The sequence below is a fragment of the Enterobacter asburiae genome, assembly GCF_007035645.1.
Classification (GTDB): Bacteria; Pseudomonadota; Gammaproteobacteria; order Enterobacterales; family Enterobacteriaceae; genus Enterobacter; species Enterobacter asburiae_B.
Genome location: NZ_AP019632.1, coordinates 659,506 through 680,153, shown reverse-complemented (window position 1 = coordinate 680,153; position 20,648 = coordinate 659,506). Strand labels below are relative to the sequence as shown.

The 20,648-nt window shown below is 56.2% G+C and carries 17 protein-coding genes; 7 read left to right on the top strand and 10 right to left on the bottom strand.

From position 1 onward, the window contains the following. Positions 1-55 precede the first annotated feature (55 nt). Positions 56-745 carry a hypothetical protein gene (locus FOY96_RS03270; protein ID WP_112778362.1) on the top strand — a complete coding sequence of 230 codons (690 nt, stop codon included), beginning with the start codon at positions 56-58 and terminating at the stop codon, positions 743-745. A 247-nt stretch (positions 746-992) separates the two neighbouring features. Here FOY96_RS03270 and FOY96_RS03265 read toward each other — a convergent pair whose 3' ends face one another. Continuing rightward, entirely contained in the window at positions 993-1,415 is a 423-nt protein-coding gene (locus FOY96_RS03265; RefSeq protein ID WP_232926345.1) for a hypothetical protein, read from the bottom strand. A gap of 613 nt (positions 1,416-2,028) precedes the next feature. Beyond that, a complete protein-coding gene (locus FOY96_RS03255; RefSeq protein WP_045403948.1) occupies positions 2,029-2,556 on the bottom strand; it encodes a helix-turn-helix domain-containing protein in 528 nt (175 codons plus the stop codon). A gap of 672 nt (positions 2,557-3,228) precedes the next feature. Here FOY96_RS03255 and pgaA point away from each other — a divergent pair. From pgaA to pgaD, 4 genes are read left to right on the top strand one after another with little or no spacing between them, the layout of a single operon-like run. Then, the gene (gene pgaA / locus FOY96_RS03250) at positions 3,229-5,667 is read left to right on the top strand and encodes a poly-beta-1,6 N-acetyl-D-glucosamine export porin PgaA (RefSeq protein ID WP_143346498.1); all 2,439 of its coding nucleotides are present in this window, start codon (positions 3,229-3,231) and stop codon (positions 5,665-5,667) included. An 8-nt stretch (positions 5,668-5,675) separates the two neighbouring features. Beyond that, positions 5,676-7,613, top strand: coding sequence for a poly-beta-1,6-N-acetyl-D-glucosamine N-deacetylase PgaB (pgaB, locus tag FOY96_RS03245; RefSeq protein ID WP_143346497.1), 1,938 nt, complete (start codon positions 5,676-5,678; stop codon positions 7,611-7,613). Then, on the top strand, positions 7,606-8,934 hold the full coding sequence (pgaC, locus tag FOY96_RS03240; RefSeq protein WP_059347680.1) for a poly-beta-1,6-N-acetyl-D-glucosamine synthase: 1,329 nt from the start codon (positions 7,606-7,608) through the stop codon (positions 8,932-8,934). Before pgaB ends, pgaC begins: the two co-directional genes overlap by 8 nt. After that, entirely contained in the window at positions 8,934-9,368 is a 435-nt protein-coding gene (gene pgaD, locus FOY96_RS03235; RefSeq protein ID WP_033146634.1) for a poly-beta-1,6-N-acetyl-D-glucosamine biosynthesis protein PgaD, read from the top strand. The genes pgaC and pgaD overlap by 1 nt, the downstream gene beginning before the upstream one ends. A 52-nt stretch (positions 9,369-9,420) precedes the next feature. On the opposite strand, the gene gss is transcribed toward pgaD, so the two are convergent. The 6 genes from gss to FOY96_RS03205 form a co-directional block, all read right to left on the bottom strand. Beyond that, positions 9,421-11,283 carry a bifunctional glutathionylspermidine amidase/synthase gene (gene gss, locus FOY96_RS03230; protein WP_143346496.1) on the bottom strand — a complete coding sequence of 621 codons (1,863 nt, stop codon included), beginning with the start codon at positions 11,281-11,283 and terminating at the stop codon, positions 9,421-9,423. Positions 11,284-11,394: 111 nt separating this feature from the next. Beyond that, on the bottom strand, positions 11,395-12,372 hold the full coding sequence (locus tag FOY96_RS03225) for an ABC transporter ATP-binding protein (protein WP_143346495.1): 978 nt from the start codon (positions 12,370-12,372) through the stop codon (positions 11,395-11,397). Beyond that, the gene (locus tag FOY96_RS03220; protein ID WP_143346494.1) at positions 12,369-13,346 is read right to left on the bottom strand and encodes an ABC transporter ATP-binding protein; all 978 of its coding nucleotides are present in this window, start codon (positions 13,344-13,346) and stop codon (positions 12,369-12,371) included. Before FOY96_RS03220 ends, FOY96_RS03225 begins: the two co-directional genes overlap by 4 nt. Then, positions 13,339-14,184 (bottom strand): ABC transporter permease, encoded by an 846-nt coding sequence (locus FOY96_RS03215; protein WP_143346493.1) that lies wholly within the window; start codon positions 14,182-14,184, stop codon positions 13,339-13,341. The genes FOY96_RS03220 and FOY96_RS03215 overlap by 8 nt, the downstream gene beginning before the upstream one ends. Before the next feature lie 5 nt (positions 14,185-14,189). Next, positions 14,190-15,143, bottom strand: a complete 954-nt coding sequence (locus tag FOY96_RS03210; protein ID WP_010435561.1) for an ABC transporter permease — start codon at positions 15,141-15,143, stop codon at positions 14,190-14,192. A 45-nt stretch (positions 15,144-15,188) separates the two neighbouring features. Continuing rightward, positions 15,189-16,778 carry an ABC transporter substrate-binding protein gene (locus FOY96_RS03205; protein ID WP_143346492.1) on the bottom strand — a complete coding sequence of 530 codons (1,590 nt, stop codon included), beginning with the start codon at positions 16,776-16,778 and terminating at the stop codon, positions 15,189-15,191. A gap of 245 nt (positions 16,779-17,023) precedes the next feature. Between FOY96_RS03205 and yghU the strand changes: the two genes are divergently transcribed. Both yghU and FOY96_RS03195 read left to right on the top strand, forming a co-directional pair. Beyond that, complete coding sequence (gene yghU / locus FOY96_RS03200) at positions 17,024-17,890, top strand: glutathione-dependent disulfide-bond oxidoreductase (RefSeq protein WP_023309162.1); 867 nt, start codon at positions 17,024-17,026, stop codon at positions 17,888-17,890. 152 nt (positions 17,891-18,042) lie between these two features. Further along, positions 18,043-18,375 carry a hypothetical protein gene (locus FOY96_RS03195; protein WP_029740720.1) on the top strand — a complete coding sequence of 111 codons (333 nt, stop codon included), beginning with the start codon at positions 18,043-18,045 and terminating at the stop codon, positions 18,373-18,375. 109 nt (positions 18,376-18,484) lie between these two features. Here FOY96_RS03195 and FOY96_RS03190 read toward each other — a convergent pair whose 3' ends face one another. Together FOY96_RS03190 and FOY96_RS03185 are read right to left on the bottom strand one after the other, a co-directional pair. Next, entirely contained in the window at positions 18,485-18,739 is a 255-nt protein-coding gene (locus FOY96_RS03190; RefSeq protein ID WP_023309166.1) for a hypothetical protein, read from the bottom strand. 126 nt (positions 18,740-18,865) lie between these two features. Beyond that, complete coding sequence (locus FOY96_RS03185) at positions 18,866-20,413, bottom strand: methyl-accepting chemotaxis protein (RefSeq protein WP_045888191.1); 1,548 nt, start codon at positions 20,411-20,413, stop codon at positions 18,866-18,868. Positions 20,414-20,648 lie beyond the last annotated feature (235 nt).

The window sequence follows — 20,648 nt, the reverse complement described above, 5'->3', positions numbered from 1 at the left end:
CTTAGAAAGCAATATTGATATAATTTTTAATCAGATATCGGCTTAAAGGTGTAACATGTCAGATCTAGCTCCCCCGAGTGATAAAAAACTTGAAGTAACAATGGCTCTAATTAAAGGAGCGTTAGGTTCGATACCGTTTGTAGGTTCAGTGGCAACTGAACTTACAGGATTAATTGACCCTTTCGAAGCCCGTAAAGATAAATGGGCAAGAACTATAGCCAAAGTTGTAGAGGAGATAAGAGAGAGTCAAAAAATACTTCCGGAAACGTTAGCAGCTAATGAGAGCTTTATCTCATTCCTTTATCAGTCAACACACATTGCTATCTTAAATCATCAGCAGGAAAAAACTGAAGCTCTACGAAATGCTCTGATCTCGACAGTGTCGTTACGTTTACCTTCAGAAGAAATTATTTTTCAGTACCTCCGATATATAGACGAGTTGACTGTTTCACATATTAATATCCTATCATTTATAAATGAGCATGCTGAAACATATGCTAAGCATCATAGTCTTGAGGAGGTACTAATAACTACCGAGCAACATTTTTCCACAACATTTGAGCGAAGCCATTTCAGAGCAATTATGTATGATCTAGCAAATCGTTCGTTAGTTCAATTTACTGACTTGGATGATTTTGATGAGTTTGCATCGGGGGTTGCATCAATAATTACTGAGCAATCCAGCAAAAAGCCTATGAATATTACTCAGTTAGGTAAGGGATTCCTAGATTTTATTCGCCGTTGATCAACTCAAAAATCTGGTATCCTTTCCCTTCGGGTATTTTAGAAACTACCATGACACGAGTTTTGAAAATCCCCGTGTCCTTGGTTCGATTCCGAGTCCGGGCACCACTATTTAGAAAACCCAGCCTATGGCTGGGTTTTTGCTATATGGCTACGGCCGATTTCTGGGCGTTGATAAGCGTGGCTCTAATGCAGGCACGCTTACGCTAATAGCCCGGTAAGTTAATACAGGCGGTGGCTCTTTTTTATCACTTAATTTTGCCGGATAAATTGCTGACCTGATTTGAAAGGTTGTCATTGCTCCGCTTCATGTCATCAAGGCTTCTTTGCAATCGCTCGATCTTACTCTCCTGCTCAGAATTCTTTCTCTCAAGCTGTAAAACCTTCTGAGTTAGTTCATCGACTTTGCGGTTGTCGGACTTCATCTTCCTCAGGCCATCCTGCATCTCCTGTAGATCCGACTCCCTGAAATCAGAAGGCTCGATTTCATCTGCATCAGAAATTACCGGGATATATCCTCCATTAGCGCTGCTGGGTTTGATACTAACCTGAACTTTATTTAGCCCCGCAGAGTGCGCGTAACCTATTGAAGAAAAATAAAAAAAAGAAACAACACACAGACCAGACAGAAATTTATTCATTTCTAACGTCCTTTTAAATTTTTCAATCACTTCCAGGAGTCTCCTTCTGGTATCACCCGCTCAGGATAAAACACATGGCTTAGCCTCTGGCAGTTCATAAACGGGGTTAAAGAGCAGAAGATACCATTCGTTTTTCATTATAATACGCGTTTCCTCTCCCCCAAAATCCAACCGCCACCCGCTCATTTTCTGCCACCTTACATCCGCCGGTAGATAGCGGTTTGTACTGCCGATCGCGGAATTTTTTTCTGAGCCGAAACTGAAACCAAAACAGCTCCGGTTCAAAATAATGGTCCATCACAAAGTTGCTCTACTCAATTCCGTACCGGATGAAAAGGTCAAGCAGCATGTCCTCAAGATCTTCAGGTATGAGATTGAAATGCTCCTGGAAGGTCCATTCTTTCTTTGCCGGAGATTTACGGTCACTGTAATTCTCAGTGAGGTAATCTAACAATTCTTGCTCATCATGTAGCATCAGAAAAATTTCCAACCAGTCTCTTCAACCGTGTCCATTACAACGCCCTTTCTCTCGTTTTGAGCCAGAGTAAATCCATAGCTAAAACAAGGATGTCGTCACCGTCCAGTTTTCTTAAAACTCAGAATACCACCCGCAAGTCAGTTCTATGCTTTTGGTTCCCCCCCCCTAGGGATCGTTCCCACCTGCGTCCAGCAGTTTGTTTTTAAAGATAAACAAACACGCCTCGTTGAAGTTCTCCGCCCCCAGGCGTTCCGAGAGCGCCGTTCGTTTGCGATAGAGGCTTTTGACCGACGTATTCAGCTCATCGGCAATTGCTTCCATCGGCATCCCTGCCCGCAGCAACCGCAGCATGATCGCTTCGTGCGTGCTAAGCCGTAAGTTAAGCAGCCACTTCGTGGTCAGGCGCCTGCCCTTCATATTGAGCACCAGGTTAAATAACGACGCCATATCCGGCGCGGTCAGCGACGTGTTCATAAATAACTTCATACTGAGCAGATTCTCCTCGCGGTGTCGCATATCGAGCATAACGCAGCAGATTGTTTTTTTCGTTCTGGCCGGATGGCGTATCAGGTAATCATATAAACGGAGCGGAGAACGACTATCAATCAATACAGAATATTCATCTGCACCGTTATCAAATATGTTTCTGTCAATCGAGTCGAGCAGGATAATATCCGGGAAAAATATCCTCATCCCCCTGACAAGGTAGCGATCCTGAGTCACTAAAACAATTGAAGTTGCCACTAACCATCCCTTTTAGATTAAAGCAAGCACGATCCCTCGCAAAGAAGGCCGCCTTCGTTTTATAGCGCTGTTATATTAACGATAAATGTATTCTGGCTTTGGACATCCCTCAATACAGACATTGATGAGTAAGACTTCCTGTAGACTATCATTCAATGGCTGCCATTAATTATAAATAAAAAACAATCGCAGAAAAGTCACTTCCCTAAACATTAAGAGTTTTTGTCATGAAACTTCCCAAACATGCACCAGAAAGTACTTTAATTGAGGCAGGTAAACCACATTAAAAATATATACAAAGCTGTCACAATATAAATAAAACACCAATACATCAATCAGTTACAAATAAACAATCATTTCAATAAAACCGCCAAAAACCACTCGATACAGAATTATCTCAAAACATCACAGCCCCATTTCAACATATTTATCCGGCAACATATCAGGTGTACATTAGCTTTCACCCAGTCCACTGAGATAAGGATCCATAATTACCTTTAGGTAAGTACCCCGTAACATCACTGCATTCAGATTTAATGTTCTCATTTATGGCCTTTAACGCTGAGTTTAAAGGCGGCCGTGTTATGCAATGGATTCATGATAAACAAATGGCAAATAGATATGGAAAGATCGCTTCGCTTCAATACGTTATTCTTTTATCGCGCCCCAACATTATTGTTTCTGTTATTCCTCTTTCCTGTTCTGGCTCAGGCTACTGAATCCGTATATGAGCAACAGATTCAACAGGCGCGTAACGGTAATTACTCGCCGTTTCTCGATTATCTTCAGCGTTATCAGCAGCAGCATGCCCTGACGCCAGAACACGTTGCGGACTGGTTACAGGTTGCGTCCTGGGCAGGTCATGATGACGAGGTTATTCAGGTCTGGCAGCGTTACGGTATTTATATGCCGCTGCCCGCCCGCGGCGTTGCTGCCGTCGCGCAATCCTGGCGGAATAAAAAAGCCTGGCAGCCAGCCCTGGCGCGCTGGAAAGAGGCGCGTAGCCTTGCGCCGGATAACGACGAGTATCGTATCGGCTACATAAAAACTCTCGCCGATGCCCGCATGGACACGCTTGCCCTGCAGGAAGCCCAACGGCTGGTAGCGGAAAATCCTTCTCAGGCACATCTTGAGACGCTCTCGTATGTCTGGTTACGCCAGGGAAAAAGCTGGGATCGGCTTCTGGCAGACACGCGCGCGCTGAATATCGCGCCTGAGAATAAAGCGCTCCTCAGCGAGCTAATCGACGCGCTAACGGATAGCCGGGTGAACACCCCCGCGCTGCAGCTTTCACAAAGCGTCACGCTGTCCCCCGCGGAGCGTCGCCGTCTTGAGCGTAATGCCGCCGCCGAACGGGTTCGCCTTGCCGATGTGCCCGGCAGAACAGAAAAGGAGCGCCTGCAGCTTGCGCAATCCACGCTGAATCGTTACGACGATCTGCTTTCCCGCTGGCAAAAAGATCCGCAGGCGGCGGAAGACGTCGTTCTGGCGCGTATAGACAGGCTTGGCGCGCTATACGCCCATGCTGATTACCCACGGGTGATTAGCGAATATCAGGATCTTACGGCAGACCAGCATCCGGTGCCGGGCTGGGCAATCGGCTGGGTCATCTCCGCATATCTTCAGGAGAAAAACGCGGCCGCCGCCTTCGCGCTTCTGCAACGCTATCCGCAATACGCTTCCGACCCGCAGGACGAGGAGCACGCGCTTTTCTACGCCTGGCTGGATACGGGAGATTATCAATCCGCCCGCCGATATGCTGAGCGCCAGACCCGCAGCGTCCCGTGGACCCGCTACGATTTCGGCTCCCCTACCCCTCAGCCGAACGATCGGTGGCTTACCGGGCAGTCGCTCCGCTTTAACTATTTGCTGGCGACGAATGCCCTGCCGGAAGCCGAAAAGCTGGCGCACCGTCTGGCGACAACGGCGCCGGGCAATCAGGGATTACAGATTGACTACGCCACCCTGCTTCAGGCGCGGGGCCTGCCGCACGCGGCCGAGCAAACGCTGAAAAAGGCGGAGGCGCTGGAGCCGTCCAATACAGAGCTAGAGCAACAGCAGGCTTACGTCGCGATGGATCTACAGGAGTGGCGACAGATGGATTTACTGGCCGACGACGTGCTTGCCCGCGCGCCTGCCGACCGCAGCGCCAGGCGTCTCGACAGGCTCAGAACGGTCCACCATATGTCAGAGCTGCGCCTCAACGCGAGCAAGGGCTTGCACTCCGATAGCCCCGTCAGCGGGACGCACGACCTGAGCTGGGACGCCACGCTCTATGGCCCACCCGTAGCGGACAGCTGGCGGCTGTTTGCGGGTACCCGCTACGCGCAAAGTAATTTCGATGAAGGCAAAGGCACCAGCCGTCACCTTTTGGGCGGCGTCGAGTGGCGACCACGCGACCTCCAGCTCGAAGCCGAGCTTTCCAGCAACCGCTATCACGGCGAAAACAAGCCGGGCGCTCGCCTCGCAACAACGTACTTTGTGAACGATAGCTGGCAGGTCAGCGGCAGCCTGGAACGCCTGTCGCGCACTACGCCCCTTCGGGCGTTACGCAACGGTATTAGCGCCAACCGGGGTGAAGGCGGGGTGCGCTGGTATCAAAACGAGCGGCGTGAGTACCAGTTCAGCGCCGCCCTCAGCCGCTTCTCCGATCATAACCGCCGCCAGGAATACACCCTCACGGGCAAGGAGCGTCTCTGGCAGACCCCGTCCCTGACGCTGGATCTCGAGCCGGGGATCGCCGCCAGTAAAAACAGCCTGCGCGACACGCTCTACTACAACCCGGCGCGGGATCTGTCCGTGACGGCGGCCCTGGCCGTTGACCATGAAATGGTCCGCCATTACGACACCCTCTGGAGCCAGCAGTTCGTGGCGGGAGGCGGCAGCTACTGGCAGAAAAATCAATCCGCTGGCGCCATCGCCCTGCTGGGTTACGGACAGCGCGTTCAGTGGAACAACGTTATTGATACCGGCGTGATGCTGAACTGGGACAAACGCCCTTACGACGGCAAACGCGAGAGCAACCTCTCCGTCACGTTTGACGCGACTTTACGCTTTTAAGGATGAATATGCTGAACACACGTTTTTCCGTGGGCCTGATACTCCTCGGCTGGCTCTGCCTCAGCGCGAGCGTCTGCGCGCAGGCGATCTCGTTCATTACGCCCAAAGAGAGGCCGCAGCTGGAGGCGAGTAAACCCTGGCCGAAGAACCAGTTTCTGGTCCTGGCCTACCACGACGTCGAAGACGATGCCGCCGATCAGCGCTATCTCTCCGTTCGCACCAGCGCGTTAAACGAGCAGATAAGCTGGCTGCTGCACAACGGCTACCACGCCATCAGCGTGCAGGACATTCTTGACGCGCATGACGGGAAAAAAACGCTGCCGCCAAAAGCCGTTCTGCTCAGCTTTGACGACGGCTACAGCAGCTTTTACACCCGCGTCTGGCCGCTGCTTCAGGCCTGGAACGTCCCCGCGCTGTGGGCGCCGGTGGGCAGTTGGGTCGATACGCCAGCCCATCAAAAGGTGAATTTTGGCGGCCTGATGACGCCCCGGGATCGCTTCGCGACGTGGGACATGGTGCGCGAGCTCAGCCAGTCTCCGCTGATTGAAATCGGATCGCATACCTGGGCCTCGCATTACGGCATTCCGGCCAACCCGCAGGGCAGCCGCGAGCCGGCCATCGCCAACCGCTTGTATGACAAAGCGACGGGTCGCTATGAAACCGACCAGCAGTTCAACCAGCGGATCGGCGATGACGTTCGCAAAGTGACTGAAAAAATCACGCAGGTGACGGGCAAGGCGCCGCGCGCCTGGGTCTGGCCCTACGGCGCCGCCAGCGGTACGTCGCTCGCTATCGCCAGACAGCAGGGTTACCGGCTGGCCTTCACCCTTGAGGACGGGCTGGGGAACGTGCAGGATCTGGGCAACATCCCCCGCCTGCTGATCGCCGGGAATCCCTCGCTCAAGGCGTTTGCCAGCACGGTCAGCCAGGTTCAGGAGCGCGATCCCGTGCGCGTCATGCACGTCGATCTCGACTACGTTTACGATCCCGAACCGGCCCAGCAGACCCAAAATATCAACAGGCTGATCCAGCGGGTTTACGACATGAAGATCAGCCATGTTTTCCTGCAGGCGTTTGCCGATCCGCAGGGCGACGGCAGGATCAAGGCGCTTTATTTCCCCAACCGTCGACTGCCGGTTCGGGCCGATCTCTTTAATTTTGTCGCCTGGCAGCTGCAAACCCGCGCCGGGGTAAAAGTCTTCGCGTGGATGCCGGTGCTCTCGTTCGATCTCGATCCTTCCCTGCCGCGCGTGCAGCGCCGGGATCGTCAAACCGGCCAGCTGCATGAAGCCACCGAGCCCTATATCCGGCTCTCCCCGTGGGACCCGCAGGTGCGCCAGCAGGTGACGGACATCTATGAAGACCTGGCTCGCTATGCCAGCTTCAACGGGATTTTGTTCCATGACGATGCGGCGCTGACGGACGTGGACGATGCCGGTCAGAACACCACGCGTCATAAAAGCCAGACGCTCATCGGGTTTACCCACGCCCTGAGCCTGGCGGTGAAGCATATTCGCGGCCCGCAGATAAAAACCGCGCGCAATATGTTCGCCCTACCCATTCTGCAGCCCGAAAGCGAGGCGTGGTTCGCGCAGAATCTTGATGATTTTCTGGCGGAGTACGACTGGACGGTGCCGATGGCCATGCCGCTGATGGAGTCCGTTCCGGCAGACGAGAGCGATGCCTGGCTGACGCGTCTGGTTAACGCGGTCGCCGCACGCCCCGGCGCGCTTGATAAAACCATTTTCGAGCTGCAGGCCAGGGACTGGGACCAGAAACCGCAGCGCGCCGTGTCCGACAGCCAGCTTGCGCAGTGGATGCGCGTGCTCCAGCTGAACGGCGTCAAAAACTACGGTTACTACCCCGACGACTTCCTCAACAATCAACCTGATATCTCACGCATCAGGCCTGAATTTTCTTCGTACTGGTACCCTGACAATGACTGATCGCATTATCGCCTTCTCTATTTTATGTCTGGTATTCGGGTTGCCGTTAGGCGTGGCCGCCCTCTTTACCGGCGAACTGATTCTGGATTTCGTGTTCTTCTGGCCGCTTTTCATGTCGGTACTCTGGATAACAGGCGGCCTCTATTTCTGGTTTCAGCTTGAACGCCACTGGTCGTGGGATAAAGACACGCCCGCCCCGACGCTCGCCGGTGAGCCGCTCATCTCCATTCTTATCCCCTGCTTCAACGAGGGAAGGAATGCCCGGGAGACCATCAGCGCCGCACTGGATCAGCGGTATGAAAATATAGAAGTTATCGCCATCAACGACGGGTCTTCTGACAACACCGCGCAGGTGCTGCAGGAATTGGCGCAGGAACAGCCGCGCCTGCGGGTGATTAACCTCGCGGAAAACCAGGGGAAAGCGCTGGCGCTCAAGGCCGGGGCAGCGGCGGCGCGGGGCGATCTGCTGGTCTGCATTGACGGCGACGCCCTGCTCGACCGCGATACCGCCGCTTATCTGGTGGCCCCGCTGATTCAGTACCCCCACGTCGGCGCGGTTACCGGCAATCCGCGCATTCGCACGCGCTCCACGCTGATTGGCCGCATTCAAGTGGGCGAGTTCTCATCCATTATTGGGCTCATCAAGCGGACGCAGCGGATCTATGGCCGGGTCTTTACCGTCTCCGGCGTCATCGCCGCGTTTCGCCGACAGGCGCTGGCGGACGTCGGGTACTGGAGTCCGGACATGATCACCGAAGACATCGACATCAGCTGGAAGCTTCAGCTGCGCCACTGGGATATCTTTTTTGAGCCGCGGGCGCTGTGCTGGATCCTGATGCCGGAGACGCTGAGAGGCCTGTGGAAACAGCGCCTGCGCTGGGCCCAGGGGGGCGCGGAGGTGTTTCTGGTTAACCTTCGCAGGATCGTGCGCTGGGAGCATCACCGCATGTGGCCGCTGTTTCTGGAGTACGCGCTGTCAACGCTGTGGGCCTTCGCGTACGCGATGACGGTGCTGCTGTTCCTCCTCAGCCAGGTTGCGCCTGTTCCCGCCAGGCTGACGGTGGAGAGCCTTTTTCCACCGGAGTTTACCGGCCTGCTGCTGGGCGTGATGTGCCTGCTGCAGTTCCTGGTCAGCTTGTACATCGAGCGGCGCTATGAACGAAAAGTGGCCAGCTCGCTTTTCTGGGTGATCTGGTTCCCGATGGTGTACTGGATGATTGGCCTGTTCACCACCCTCGTCGCATTTCCAAAAGTCATGCTTAAACGCCAGCGCGCCCGCGCGCGCTGGATCAGTCCGGACCGGGGAAAAGGGAGCATTTAATGAACGAAAATACCTTAATTTTGACCGAGCATCGGCTCTTGCCGCGTCTTTTTGATGCCGCGCTAACGCTGGTGGCGTGGGGAGGATTTCTGTTTTTCCTGTATGCCCGTCTGTGGATGCAGCTAACCGATGAGAGCGACCACCGCTGGAGCGTGATTATCGCGTCCTTTAATACGGTGTTGATCTACCTGCTGTTTGCCGCGCTCAACGGCTGGCTGCTGATTTTGTGGTATCAGTACAACCGCCGTCGCGCCAACGTGAGGCGGCGCCAGCCGGGCTATTTTCACCAGGAGGAGCTGGCCCGCAGCTTTAACGTCTCACCGCAGATCATCTCCGAGATGAGCCAGTACAACCTGCTGACGGTGTACCACGATCAGATTGGCCGCATCATCGATCTGAAGATCAACGAGCAGCAGGAAGAGGAAGAACAGTAACAAAAAGCCCCCGCAGGAGACCCTGCGGGGGCTTATTTATCGCAGGTGTGAACTACTTATCTTTAACCACAATCAGCGGCTCGATATCGCTCTCTTTCTTCACCACCAGCGAGTCATCGCCGCGCAGACAGGTTCCGCCGTAGTTCCCGCCCACGGTGAAGGTGCAGACCTGTATGTACTTGCCGTCGACCTTCGGCAGGCACCACAGCTGCTGGTAGATATTCTTGCGGTCGACAAACTTGCCGCTGGATTTATCCAGCAGTTCGTCCTGAGCGCTGATGAGATCGATATTGCTGCCGCAGCGGCCGGCAATCGGCTTGACGGCATAGCCGGTCTGCTTCAGCAGGTCGTTAACCTCAAAATCGGTGTCGAGCAGGTAACGGTGGTTCGGGAACAGCTGCCACAGTACCGGGAGAATCGCCTTGTTGCCGGGAATAACGGTCCACAGAGGTTCGAAGACCAGCACCTCCGGGCGCAGCAGGACGTCAATCAGGCGCACCTCGCCCTCGGGATGTCCGGTGCGGATCGGCACGGCGGCGTATTCGGTTTCGCTTACCTCGCGGATCTGCTCTATCGCCGTTTCCCACGCCCAGGTTTTCCACACGCAGTTGACGTGGCGACCTTCGTCGTCAATCAGCTGTCCGGCGGCATCCCAGCTGAGCGCCTCCAGCCCGTGCAGAATTTTGGTCTCGAACCCGGCCTGCATCAGCGAACGCTGAATAAAGAGCGCGTGATAGTCCTCTTCGACATCGTTGTCCTGCATGATGTGGACGAACGGCCGCGCGTGGCTGTGCTTCCACGCCCCGGTCAGCTCTTCCAGCAGCCCTTCCGCCGGGTTATGCCCGTTGCCGCGATAGCCGTTTTTCACCCACTCTTCGAGAATCAGCCCGCCCTCGGTATGGCAGGACGCGGAGTCGGCGTTGTACTCGTAGACCTTAATGCCTCGCTCATCCATGCAGAAATCCATACGACCGGTGATCATATGGTGGCGACGCCACTGCCAGGAGAGGCGCAGGCGCGGCCAGAGGATTTTCGGGATGTCGAAAAGCGCCAGCAGGCTGTCGTCTTTCAGCACCTTGTCCGTCGCGTGCAGGTACATCAGGTGCAGTTCGTTAGTGGCCTTGATCAGCTCCTGCTCGGCGCTTTCGGTAATGGTGAAGTACTGGCAGGGATCTTTGTTGATCACATGGCCGTTAGCGCGGATATACGCCTGCTGCAGCGCGTCATTTTCGTTAAGCCATTTTCCGTCGAACTGACGCTTGTTTTTCAGCCGCGCGCCGCTGATTTTCAGCAGTTCGCCGTCGATTTCCGGCTGGGGAATGCTGTGTTCCGCGTCGTCGGTCTGGATCATCCAGCCGAGAATCTCCGTGTCGTTGAAGGTGTCATGGATCGTGTAACACCCGTTCTCCACGCTCAGACGCAGCTCGCGCGTCCACTGCTGCCCGAGCGGCAGCGGGGAGTGAATCACGTTCTGCTCCGCAATACGCACCTTATCGTCGAGAAGCTGGGTGATCACCGCCACGTGGCCGGTCTCGTGAAACTCGCCGCCCTTTTGCCAGATCAGCAGCGCCCCGGCGCGCGGCGCGCGTTTTGAACCGTTGGCAAAAGCCTGAAGGGGCAGAATGTTATCGTTCACCACCTGGCGCAAAAAGCGCAGGGAGAAGATTTCCCACGCCATGCCGACGTCGGTAAACACGAAGCCATAGTTGAGAAACAGGAAACGGCGGGCAAACTCAACGCATTGCCACTTGTGGCCCATGTATTCGTTGCCGATATAGCTGCGAAAATCCGCGTCTTCCGGGTATTTTCGCGGGTCCAGACTGCCGTAATTTGAAGAGTAAATCGCCACGCCACCGGGCGCATAGCCTAACAATGTCCCGAATGGCGCATCACTGCTTAACTTTCCTTTACGCATGTATCCAACCTAAAACAGGCAGGCGGCAATTTTTTTAAGGGTTGTCGTCGTCTGCACGTTGTAATTAACCTGACAGAGGGACATTTATCATACACCTGCGCGGCGCATTAACTACATGTTAAACAGCCAGCATGCCGCGAAATGCCCTGGCGCGATCTCCTGCATGGCAGGCTCCTGCGTCTGGCACACCGGCATGGCGTGCGGGCAGCGGCTGCAGAACTTACAGCCCGGCAGCGCGGACGTGGGGCCGGGAATGTCGCCGCGCAGGGTGGCGTCTTCGAGGTTACGGATGCGCGGATCGGGCTGGGGAACCGCCGCCAGCAGCGCGCGGGTGTAAGGGTGCGCCGGACGTTGATACAGTTCATTCGCCGGGGCCACCTCCACCAGTTTACCGAGATACATCACCCCAATGCGGCTGGAGATATGGCGAACCATGGAGAGATCGTGGGCGATGAACAGATAGGTTAGCCCCAGCTCCTGCTGCAGATCCTGTAAAATATTCACCACCTGCGCCTGCACCGAGACGTCCAGCGCCGAGAGCGGCTCATCGCACAGCACAAATTCAGGATGCACGGACAACGCGCGGGCAATACTGATGCGCTGGCGCTGCCCGCCGCTGAACTCATGCGGGAACCGTTCAAGGTGCTCGTGCTTCAGCCCCACTTTGTAGAGCAGCATTTCAGTGCGTTCCCGCTGTTCTTCGCGGCTGTAGCCGTGGATCTGCATCGGCTCGGCCACCAGCTGTCGCACCGTCATTCCAGGGTTGAGCGAGGAGTAAGGATCCTGAAAAATCGCCTGCATCCGTTTACGCAGCGGCTTAAGCTCTTTTTCACGGGCGTGGGCAATCGCCTGCCCGGCGAAGTGGATCTCGCCCGAGGTGATATCGAAAAGGCGCAGGATGGCGCGCCCGAGGGTGGATTTTCCGCAGCCGGACTCCCCCACCAGGCCAAACGTTTCGCCGGGCTGGATATCAAAGCTCACGCCGTCAACCGCCTTCACGGCCACGCCTTTACGCAGCAAACCGCCGTTGAGCGGATAGTGTTTGCGCAGATCGCGCACGCTCACTAATGGCGCCAGTTGTTCACTCATGCCTGAATCTCCTTGTCGGCCCATAGCCAGCAGGCGGCGCGATGGCCCTCTCCGGCGGTGTAAAATGCAGGCTGTCGTTCACACTGGGGCATGCGCTTCGGGCAGCGTTCCGCGAACGGACAGCCCGGCGGCGGATTAAGCAGGCCGGGCGGAGAACCTTCAATCGGCGATAAACGTTGATTGACCTCATCCGGACGCGGCAGCGAGGCCAGCAGCCCCTGGGTGTAAGGATGCGCAGGGCGATAAAAAATGTCCTCCACGCTCCCCTCCTCCATTACCAGCCCGCCGTACATCACCACCACGCGGCTGCAGACCTGCGCCACGACGCCGAGATCGTGAGTGATCAGCAAAATCGCGGTCCGGGTCTGCTGTTGCAGACTTTTCAGCAGGCGCAGGATCTGCGCCTGAATGGTCACGTCCAGCGCGGTGGTCGGCTCATCAGCAATAAGAAGCTTCGGGTTGCAGGAGAGCGCAATGGCGATCATCACCCGCTGGCGCATCCCGCCGCTGAACTCGTGGGGATACTGGTCGTATCGCCGTTCCGCCCCGGCAATGCCTACCTGTTCCAGCATGGCGATGGCCGCCGCTTTGGCCGCTTTTTTGCTGAGCCCTTTATTGCGCATCAGGATCTCAGCCATCTGCTTGCCGATGGTCAGCACCGGATTCAGGGCGGTCATCGGATCCTGAAAAATCATCGCGATCTCGTTGCCGCGAATGGCGCGCATCTGCGCGGGCGTTTTCTGCGCCAGATCCTCATTCTGGAAGCGGATGCTGCCGCCGGTTATCCGTCCGTTGCTCCCCAGAAGCTGGATAATCGACTTGCAGGTGACGCTTTTCCCGCAGCCCGACTCGCCGACGATGCCGACAAGTTCGCCCGGCTGAACCTGAAAGCTCACGCCGCGCACCGCGTGAACCTCGCCCTCGCGGGTGCGGAACGTGGTTTGCAGGTTCTCAAGCGCTAATAGGTTATTCATCGCGATTCGCTCCCGGCTCAAAGGCGGTACGGAATACATCGCCCAGCACGTTAAAGCTGAACACCGTCAGCAGGATCAGAATGCCGGGGAACATCGCCAGCCACGACGCTTCGCCAATATAAGACTGCGCGTTGTTAAGCATGCTTCCCCATGACGCCGCGGGCGCCTGCACGCCCAGCCCTAAGAAGCTGAGGGTTGACTCCATCAGAATGGCCGAGGCGATATTGAGCGTGGCCGCCACGATAATGGTCGGCAGCACGCCGGGAATAATGTGGCGCACGATGATGCGCAGCGGATGCTCTCCCGACGCGCGGGCATAAAGCACGTACTCGCGCTCTTTCACCGACAGGGTTTCAGCACGCACCAGACGCGACATGTTCATCCACGTCAGCAGGCTGATAATCAGAATGATGTTATCCACGCCCGGCTTGAGGTAAGCATTCACTACCAGCAGCAGGAAGAAGGCCGGAATGGCCATCAGGATATCCACGGCGCGCATCATCAGGTTATCCAGCCAGCCGCCAAAATAGCCGCTCACCGTTCCCACCACCGTGCCGATAAGCGTGGAAAAGAGCATGGCGAGAAAACCGACCATCAGGGAGATCTGGCCGCCATACAGCGCGCGGGTAAAGTAGTCGCGGCCGTATTCGTCGGTGCCAAACCAGTGCGCGGCATCCGGCGGCAACGTGCGCGCGCCGAGCGCCATCCGATCTGGATCGTACGGGCTTAACCCCGCACAGAGCGCGGCGGCGACGAAAATAAAAAGCACAAACAGAGAGAACTGCGCCGGACGGTTGCGGCGCAGCTGGTGACGAACCTGCTGCCAGCGTCTGCTCATCCGGGTTACCTCAGCGTACGAATGCGGGGATCGGCGAAGCGATAAAGCACGTCGGCGATCAGGTTTCCGACGATCAGCATCATCGACGAGAGCATGATGATCGCCATAATCAGCGGGTAATCCAGCGAGGCGATCGACTGGATCCCGAGCAGCCCCATCCCCGGCCAGGAGAAGACGCTTTCCGTCACATAGGCCCCCACAATCAGCTCTCCGAACGACAGGCCGAACAGGGTGATCACCGGCAGCAGCACGTTTTTCAGAACGTGCCGAAACAGAATACTGGAACGCGTCGCGCCGTAGGCAAGCTGGGTTTGCACGTAGTCGGCCGAGAGCTGCGAGATGGTGTTGGAGCGGATGTAGCGCACGTAGCTGGAGAGGTTGTAGAACGTGAGGGCAATACACGGCAGCACGCCGTGACGCAGCAGATCCAGCCCGTTATCCTCCATGCCGATGGTGCGCATCCCCATGCTGGGGAACCAGTTAAGCTGCACGGCAAAAACGGTGATAAGCAGGATGCCGAACCAGAAAATCGGAACAGAAATGCCGATATAGGCGAATAAATTGAGCAGATGATCCAGCCAGCGGTGCTTAAATGCCCCGGCCAGCAGGCCCAGCGGGATCGCCAGCACAATAGCCATCAGCAGCGACGCGCCCATCAGCCCCAGCGTGGCCGGAATGCGTTCGCCGATCATCTCCAGCACCGGGCGGTGATAAATCAGCGAATAGCCGAGATCGCCCTGCAGGACGTTTTTCAGCCACAGGACGTACTGCGTGACCAGCGGCTTATCCAGCCCCAGGCTCTGGCGAATACGTTCGATATCCTCCGGGGCCATACGCGGCGTAATGTACGCCGCCACCGGATCGCCGGGCGCGAGCTTGACCAGCAGAAACGCCACCAGTGAAATAAAGAACAGCATCGGCAGCAGCTGCAGCAGCCGACGCGTGAGGAGTGTGTTCACGACGTGCCCTTTCAAAAGCCCCGACCTGACGGCCGGGGCAATCACTTATTTCTGATAGATTTTTGACAGATCCTGGAACAGATAGACCGGTTTCGGCTCCGCTTCCTCGGTGCCGCCAAAACGCTTGTCCACCGCGACGGTCGCATTGGTATAGGCGATCGGGTAGTAGGTCATGTCGTTCGCCACGGTCTGCTGAATTTGCTTATAGATATCGGCCCGTTTCGCGGCGTCGGTTTCCACTGCGCCTTTATCCCACAGGGCATCAAACTGCGGATTTTTGTAGTGCGCGTAGTTATAGGCTTCGTTGCTCATGAACAGCGATTTGTAACCGTCCGGCTCGGAGCCCATGATGTAGCCGCCCAGGTTCAGCTCCCACGCGGTATTGTTCATATCGAGGCTGCGCTGAGACATGGCGTTGGAGTCCAGCGGCATCAGCTCCACGTTCACCCCAATGCCCTTCAGCGCCTGCTGAATGTAGAGCGCCATGCTCTCCTGGGTTTTGTTGGTGTTCACATACGCCAGGCGCAGCTTGAGGTTGTCCGGCGCGCCGGACGTCTTCAGCAGCTCTTTGGCTTTTTGTAGATCGAACTTGTACTGTTCGACGTCATCCGTCTTGTAAAGCGTATCTGGCGTCAGGAACGAGGTCGCCGGTTTAGCGTAGTCCAGCGAGGTAAACGCGGTCTGGGTGAGCTCGTCTTTGTTGATGGCATACGCGATGGCCTGGCGCAGCGCTTTGCTCTTCATCACCGGCACGTTCTGGTTGAACGTCATATAGGCCAGACGGCCTTCCGGATAGACCACGAAGTCAAACTTACCGGTATTTTTCAGGCGGTTCACGTCCTGCGGGTCAACCATCTTGAGATTGATTTCCCCGTTTTGCAGCGCAAGGTTGGCGGCGTTGCTGTCTTTGGCGAAACGGTAGGTGACCGAATCAAGCTTCGCTTTGCCGTTCCAGTAATCGTCAAAACGGGTCAGGGCGTAATACTGCCCGGCGCGGTACTCTTTAAATTTGAACGGCCCGGAGCCGACCGGCGCATCGTTTTTGCTGCTCTTTTCCAGGTCGCCTTCACCGGCGAACACGTGCTGCGGAATCGGGTAGATTTGTACCAGGGTGCCGGTAAAGGCCGCGCTGACCTGCGGTAGGGTGAACTTAACGGTGCGCTCATCCACCTTGCTCACCTGTACCGGCTTGTCGCCGTAGGTGAACATGCTGCGGAAGAAGCTGTGCTGTTTGGCATCCAGCAGCTTATTGAACGTAAAGACCACGTCGTCCGCCGTCAGCGGCTGGCCGTCCTGCCATTTGAGGTTGGGTTTTAACGTCAGGGTATAGCTCAGGTTGTCGGCGGAAGGCGTCAGGCTTTCCGCCAGGCCCCACTCAATGTTGCCGTTATTAAAACTGTACAGCGGGGCATAGAGCGCCTGCATGATCGTTAACGTCGTACGGTCACTGGCATAGAGCGGATTAACGGCTAACGGGTCGCCGGAGGTAATTCCAATAATTAGCGAACCGCCCTCTTTTGGCGCGTCGTTTTTTGCCGCAGCCGCACTGTTTGTCTCTTTATTTTTCGCATCATCACAGCCCGCCAGGCCTAACGCGAGCGAAACGACCACTGCCGATAACAGAAGCTTGCGCATCTCACTAACTCCTTGCCTTATAAAGTGTTTATTACTGCATCTTTTATTTATGTTGAAGCATCATATTCAGCTTTATCGGTTTACGCATTAATTATGAAAATGCGATTTTCGATTAAGCTTATGCCGGATTTGATATATATAAGCGCCGGAAGGAATAGCGGCAGATCGATTACGCTCAGTTCGTTAAACGCTTCACAAATCTCCTGCTACACTGCCTCAACACATCACTCAAAAGGCAGGCCAACATGTCAGACAACACGTATCAGCCACCAAAAGTGTGGGAATGGAAAAAGAACGGCGGCGGCGCGTTCGCCAACATCAACCGCCCGATTTCCGGCGCGACCCATGAGAAAGATCTGCCCGTGGGCTCCCACCCGCTGCAGCTTTACTCTCTCGGAACACCGAACGGTCAGAAAGTGACGATCATGCTCGAAGAGCTGCTGGCGCTGGGCGTGACGGGCGCGGAGTACGACGCATGGTTGATCCGCATCGGCGAGGGCGATCAGTTCTCCAGCGGGTTTGTTGAGGTGAACCCGAACTCGAAAATACCGGCGCTGCGTGACCACTCCACGAACCCGCCAACGCGCGTCTTTGAATCCGGCAATATCCTGCTCTATCTGGCAGAGAAATTCGGTCACTTCCTGCCGAAAGATCCGGCTGGACGCACCGAGACCCTGAACTGGCTGTTCTGGCTGCAGGGCGCAGCGCCGTTCCTCGGCGGCGGCTTTGGCCACTTCTACAACTACGCGCCGGTAAAAATTGAATACGCGATTGACCGCTTCACCATGGAAGCCAAGCGCCTGTTCGACGTGCTGGATAAACAGCTGGCGCGCGGTCGCTACGTGGCGGGGGAAGAGTACACCATCGCGGATATCGCCATCTGGCCGTGGTTCGGCTGCGTGGCGCTTGGCAGCGTCTATAACGCCGCCGAGTTCCTCGATGCAGAGAAGTACACAAACGTGCAGCGCTGGGCGAAAGACGTGGCGAATCGCCATGCCGTTAAGCGCGGCCGTATCGTTAACCGCACCAGCGGCGAGCTGAACGAGCAGCTCCACGAACGCCACGCGGCGAGCGACTTCGATACCAATACGGAAGATAAGCGTCAGGCGTAATGTTCCGCCGGGCGGGTCCCCGCCCGGCAACTGAGATCCCAGCCCAGGGCATGATTAGCTTAAAGGTTGAGCCGGTATTGCTGGCACTATCTGGACGTTTTTCTCGCGTGAGAAACGACGTCTCAACCGACAGCAGTCACAAAGGATCTGTTATGAAACTTATTAAAACAACGCTGGTTATCAGCGCCCTCATTTTTTCCACCTCGGGAATGGCTATCGACAAAACCGCCGCTGGCGCGGTAGCAGGCGCGGCCATTGGTGCGGCCACGGGCAAAGATCTGAAATCGACCGTTGGCGGCGCCGTTGTAGGCGCAGGCACGGGTGCCATGTTCAAAAACGGCGGCAAAGGTAAAGCCGCGCGTAAGGGCGGCGCGGTAGGTGCTGCCGTGGGCGCAGGTGCCGCAGCGGTTACCGGCAAGAGCGTGCTGAAAGGTGCAGCCGTTGGTGCGGGCACGGGCGCGCTGATCGGTGAAGCGACGCACTGATAAATACAGCCGGGCAGCGCTCTGCGTTTGCCCGGCATGAATCACATCCCCGATGATGCTTTTCGTTTATTGTTCGTTTCTCATCCCTGGATAGTTTCCGTTAACCGCATTAATACTTAATGTCCCGCGCTTTTTGTCTTCCGGACTGTTTCATCTGACGCTTGTCCTGACGGCAGTCGTGATTACTCTGGTTATTGTTCGCCACGCAGGTCTGCTTCACCTGCCGCGACGCGTCGCGGGTTTCCTGCCTGACATCACGCGCCACGCGCCGCTCCTGCGCCTGCTGGGTCGCACTGGCAGAAACCGAGAACAGCATCAGAAGAATGCAAGAAAGGACAGGAATGACAGATAACGATCTGTTCATAGCAACACCTCGGAGAAGAGAGCCCAGAACGTCAGGGGGTTAGCAATAGAATAGCAGTTTCAGAAGGGGCTCAATGGGGAAGGCGTTAATAATACAAGGCCGCACAAGGCGGCCTTGTACGTTGCGTTATGCCGTCAGGCGGAACTTCTGCACCGAGCGCTGAAGCTCTTCGGTCTGGCGCTCCAGCGCCGCCGCTGCCGCAGAAACCTCTTCAACCAGCGAGGCGTTTTGCTGGGTCACGCCATCCATCTGGGTAATGGCAATCCCGACCTGCGAAATACCCTTGCTTTGCTCCTCAGAGGCGGAAGCGATTTGCTTCATGATGGTCGTCACTTCCGTCACGTCGCGCAAAATCGCATCCATGGTGGTGCCGGTGTCGCTCACCAGCTGCGCCCCCTGCTCTACGCGGGAAACGGAATCGGTAATCAGCCCCTCAATCTCTTTAGCCGCGTTGGCGCTGCGGCTTGCCAGGTTACGAACTTCACCTGCCACTACCGCGAAACCACGCCCCTGTTCGCCGGCACGCGCCGCTTCAACCGCCGCATTGAGTGCCAGAATATTGGTCTGGAAGGCAATGCTGTTGATCACGTTGGTGATTTCAGCAATTTTCTTCGAGCTTTCCGAAATACCGCTCATGGTGGTCACCACCTCTTCCACCAGCGAGCCGCCGCGGCTGGCGGTAGTTGAGGCCACATCAGCCAGCTGGCTGGCCTGACGCGCGCTTTCCGCGTTCAGTTTCACCGTGGCGGTCAGCTGTTCCATGCTGGCTGCCGTCTCTTCCAGCGCAGCCGCCTGCTCTTCGGTACGGGAAGAGAGGTCGTTGTTACCGCTGGAGATTTCCGTCGCACCGCGCCAGATATTTTCACTGCCGGAGCGAATCGTACTGACCGCTTCGCGCAGGCTGTCCTGCATCGCGCTCAGCAGCGGCACCAGCTGCCCCACGCAGTTGCGGCCGAACGGCTCAATGGGCTGGCTGAGATCGCCCTGGGCAATCTGGCGGAACTGCTGGCGAATGCGAGCCAGCGGTTTGACCAGCATCGCCACCAGGTAACGGTCGGTGAAGAGCAGGATCAGCAGGCCGATAATCGTGGCGACGATAATCACCGTGCGGGTCATGCTTGTCAGGCCGTCCACCACCACGCGGGTGCTGTCGAGCGACTTCGCGGCGGCATTGTTGAACGCCTCAGCGGCCGCACCGAACGCGCGGCTCAGCGGTGGCGTGACGTTGTTGGCCTGCTGGCGATACCCCTCCAGAGCCCCCTGCTTCGCCTGCTGCATTTGCGGCGTGACGCCCTGTTCGAGCAGCGCCTGCCAGGAGCCGATCACCCGGGAAGAGACCTGCTCGTCCATCGGGCCTGGGGAGATCGCTTTCATCTCGGCCAGTTTCTTGCCCATGTTATCCAGCGCCTGTTGGGCAGAGGACAGATCCGGCGTGCCGCCTGCGGCTTTGACTTCCATCGCACGGCTCAGACGGGTCACAAAGCGGAAATATTGATCGTTACCCTGGCTGAGTACCGTCATCTGTTTAACCAGCTGGCGATCGACTTCATTGCCATCCGATACGCGAGAAAGGGACCAGGTGCTGTACAACCCAACGCCCGCCCACATTAAACAAAAGATCCCGAGAATCGTCAGCATGACGAAACGGATCGTGAAATTACGGAGCATATTCATAAGTCTTCCTTGCCGTGAGGGTGAGTTCGCCCAGAGGCGAGTACTACTCTCGTTATCGGCAGGAAAGAGGGAAATTATAACGTTTTGTGATTATTTTTAATTAGCGTGGCTTCACTGGTCACACAGCTGGCGTTAATCATTAGGCCCGCGCTTAGTGATGCAATTTGTGATGTGATAAGTGCAGAGTGGGAAAGCGCTTTGAATCTGTGGCAGGCGTCGTCGGATAAATAGTGCT

Coding starts and splice junctions, on each gene's coding strand:
- FOY96_RS03270 (WP_112778362.1), top strand. CDS start 56: ATGTCAGATCTAGCTCCCCCGAGTGATAAAAAACTTGAAGTAACAATG.
- FOY96_RS03255 (WP_045403948.1), bottom strand. CDS start 2,556: ATGAGGATATTTTTCCCGGATATTATCCTGCTCGACTCGATTGACAGA.
- pgaA (WP_143346498.1), top strand. CDS start 3,229: ATGGAAAGATCGCTTCGCTTCAATACGTTATTCTTTTATCGCGCCCCA.
- pgaB (WP_143346497.1), top strand. CDS start 5,676: ATGCTGAACACACGTTTTTCCGTGGGCCTGATACTCCTCGGCTGGCTC.
- pgaC (WP_059347680.1), top strand. CDS start 7,606: ATGACTGATCGCATTATCGCCTTCTCTATTTTATGTCTGGTATTCGGG.
- pgaD (WP_033146634.1), top strand. CDS start 8,934: ATGAACGAAAATACCTTAATTTTGACCGAGCATCGGCTCTTGCCGCGT.
- gss (WP_143346496.1), bottom strand. CDS start 11,283: ATGCGTAAAGGAAAGTTAAGCAGTGATGCGCCATTCGGGACATTGTTA.
- FOY96_RS03225 (WP_143346495.1), bottom strand. CDS start 12,372: ATGAGTGAACAACTGGCGCCATTAGTGAGCGTGCGCGATCTGCGCAAA.
- FOY96_RS03220 (WP_143346494.1), bottom strand. CDS start 13,346: ATGAATAACCTATTAGCGCTTGAGAACCTGCAAACCACGTTCCGCACC.
- FOY96_RS03215 (WP_143346493.1), bottom strand. CDS start 14,184: ATGAGCAGACGCTGGCAGCAGGTTCGTCACCAGCTGCGCCGCAACCGT.
- FOY96_RS03205 (WP_143346492.1), bottom strand. CDS start 16,778: ATGCGCAAGCTTCTGTTATCGGCAGTGGTCGTTTCGCTCGCGTTAGGC.
- yghU (WP_023309162.1), top strand. CDS start 17,024: ATGTCAGACAACACGTATCAGCCACCAAAAGTGTGGGAATGGAAAAAG.
- FOY96_RS03195 (WP_029740720.1), top strand. CDS start 18,043: ATGAAACTTATTAAAACAACGCTGGTTATCAGCGCCCTCATTTTTTCC.
- FOY96_RS03190 (WP_023309166.1), bottom strand. CDS start 18,739: ATGAACAGATCGTTATCTGTCATTCCTGTCCTTTCTTGCATTCTTCTG.
- FOY96_RS03185 (WP_045888191.1), bottom strand. CDS start 20,413: ATGAATATGCTCCGTAATTTCACGATCCGTTTCGTCATGCTGACGATT.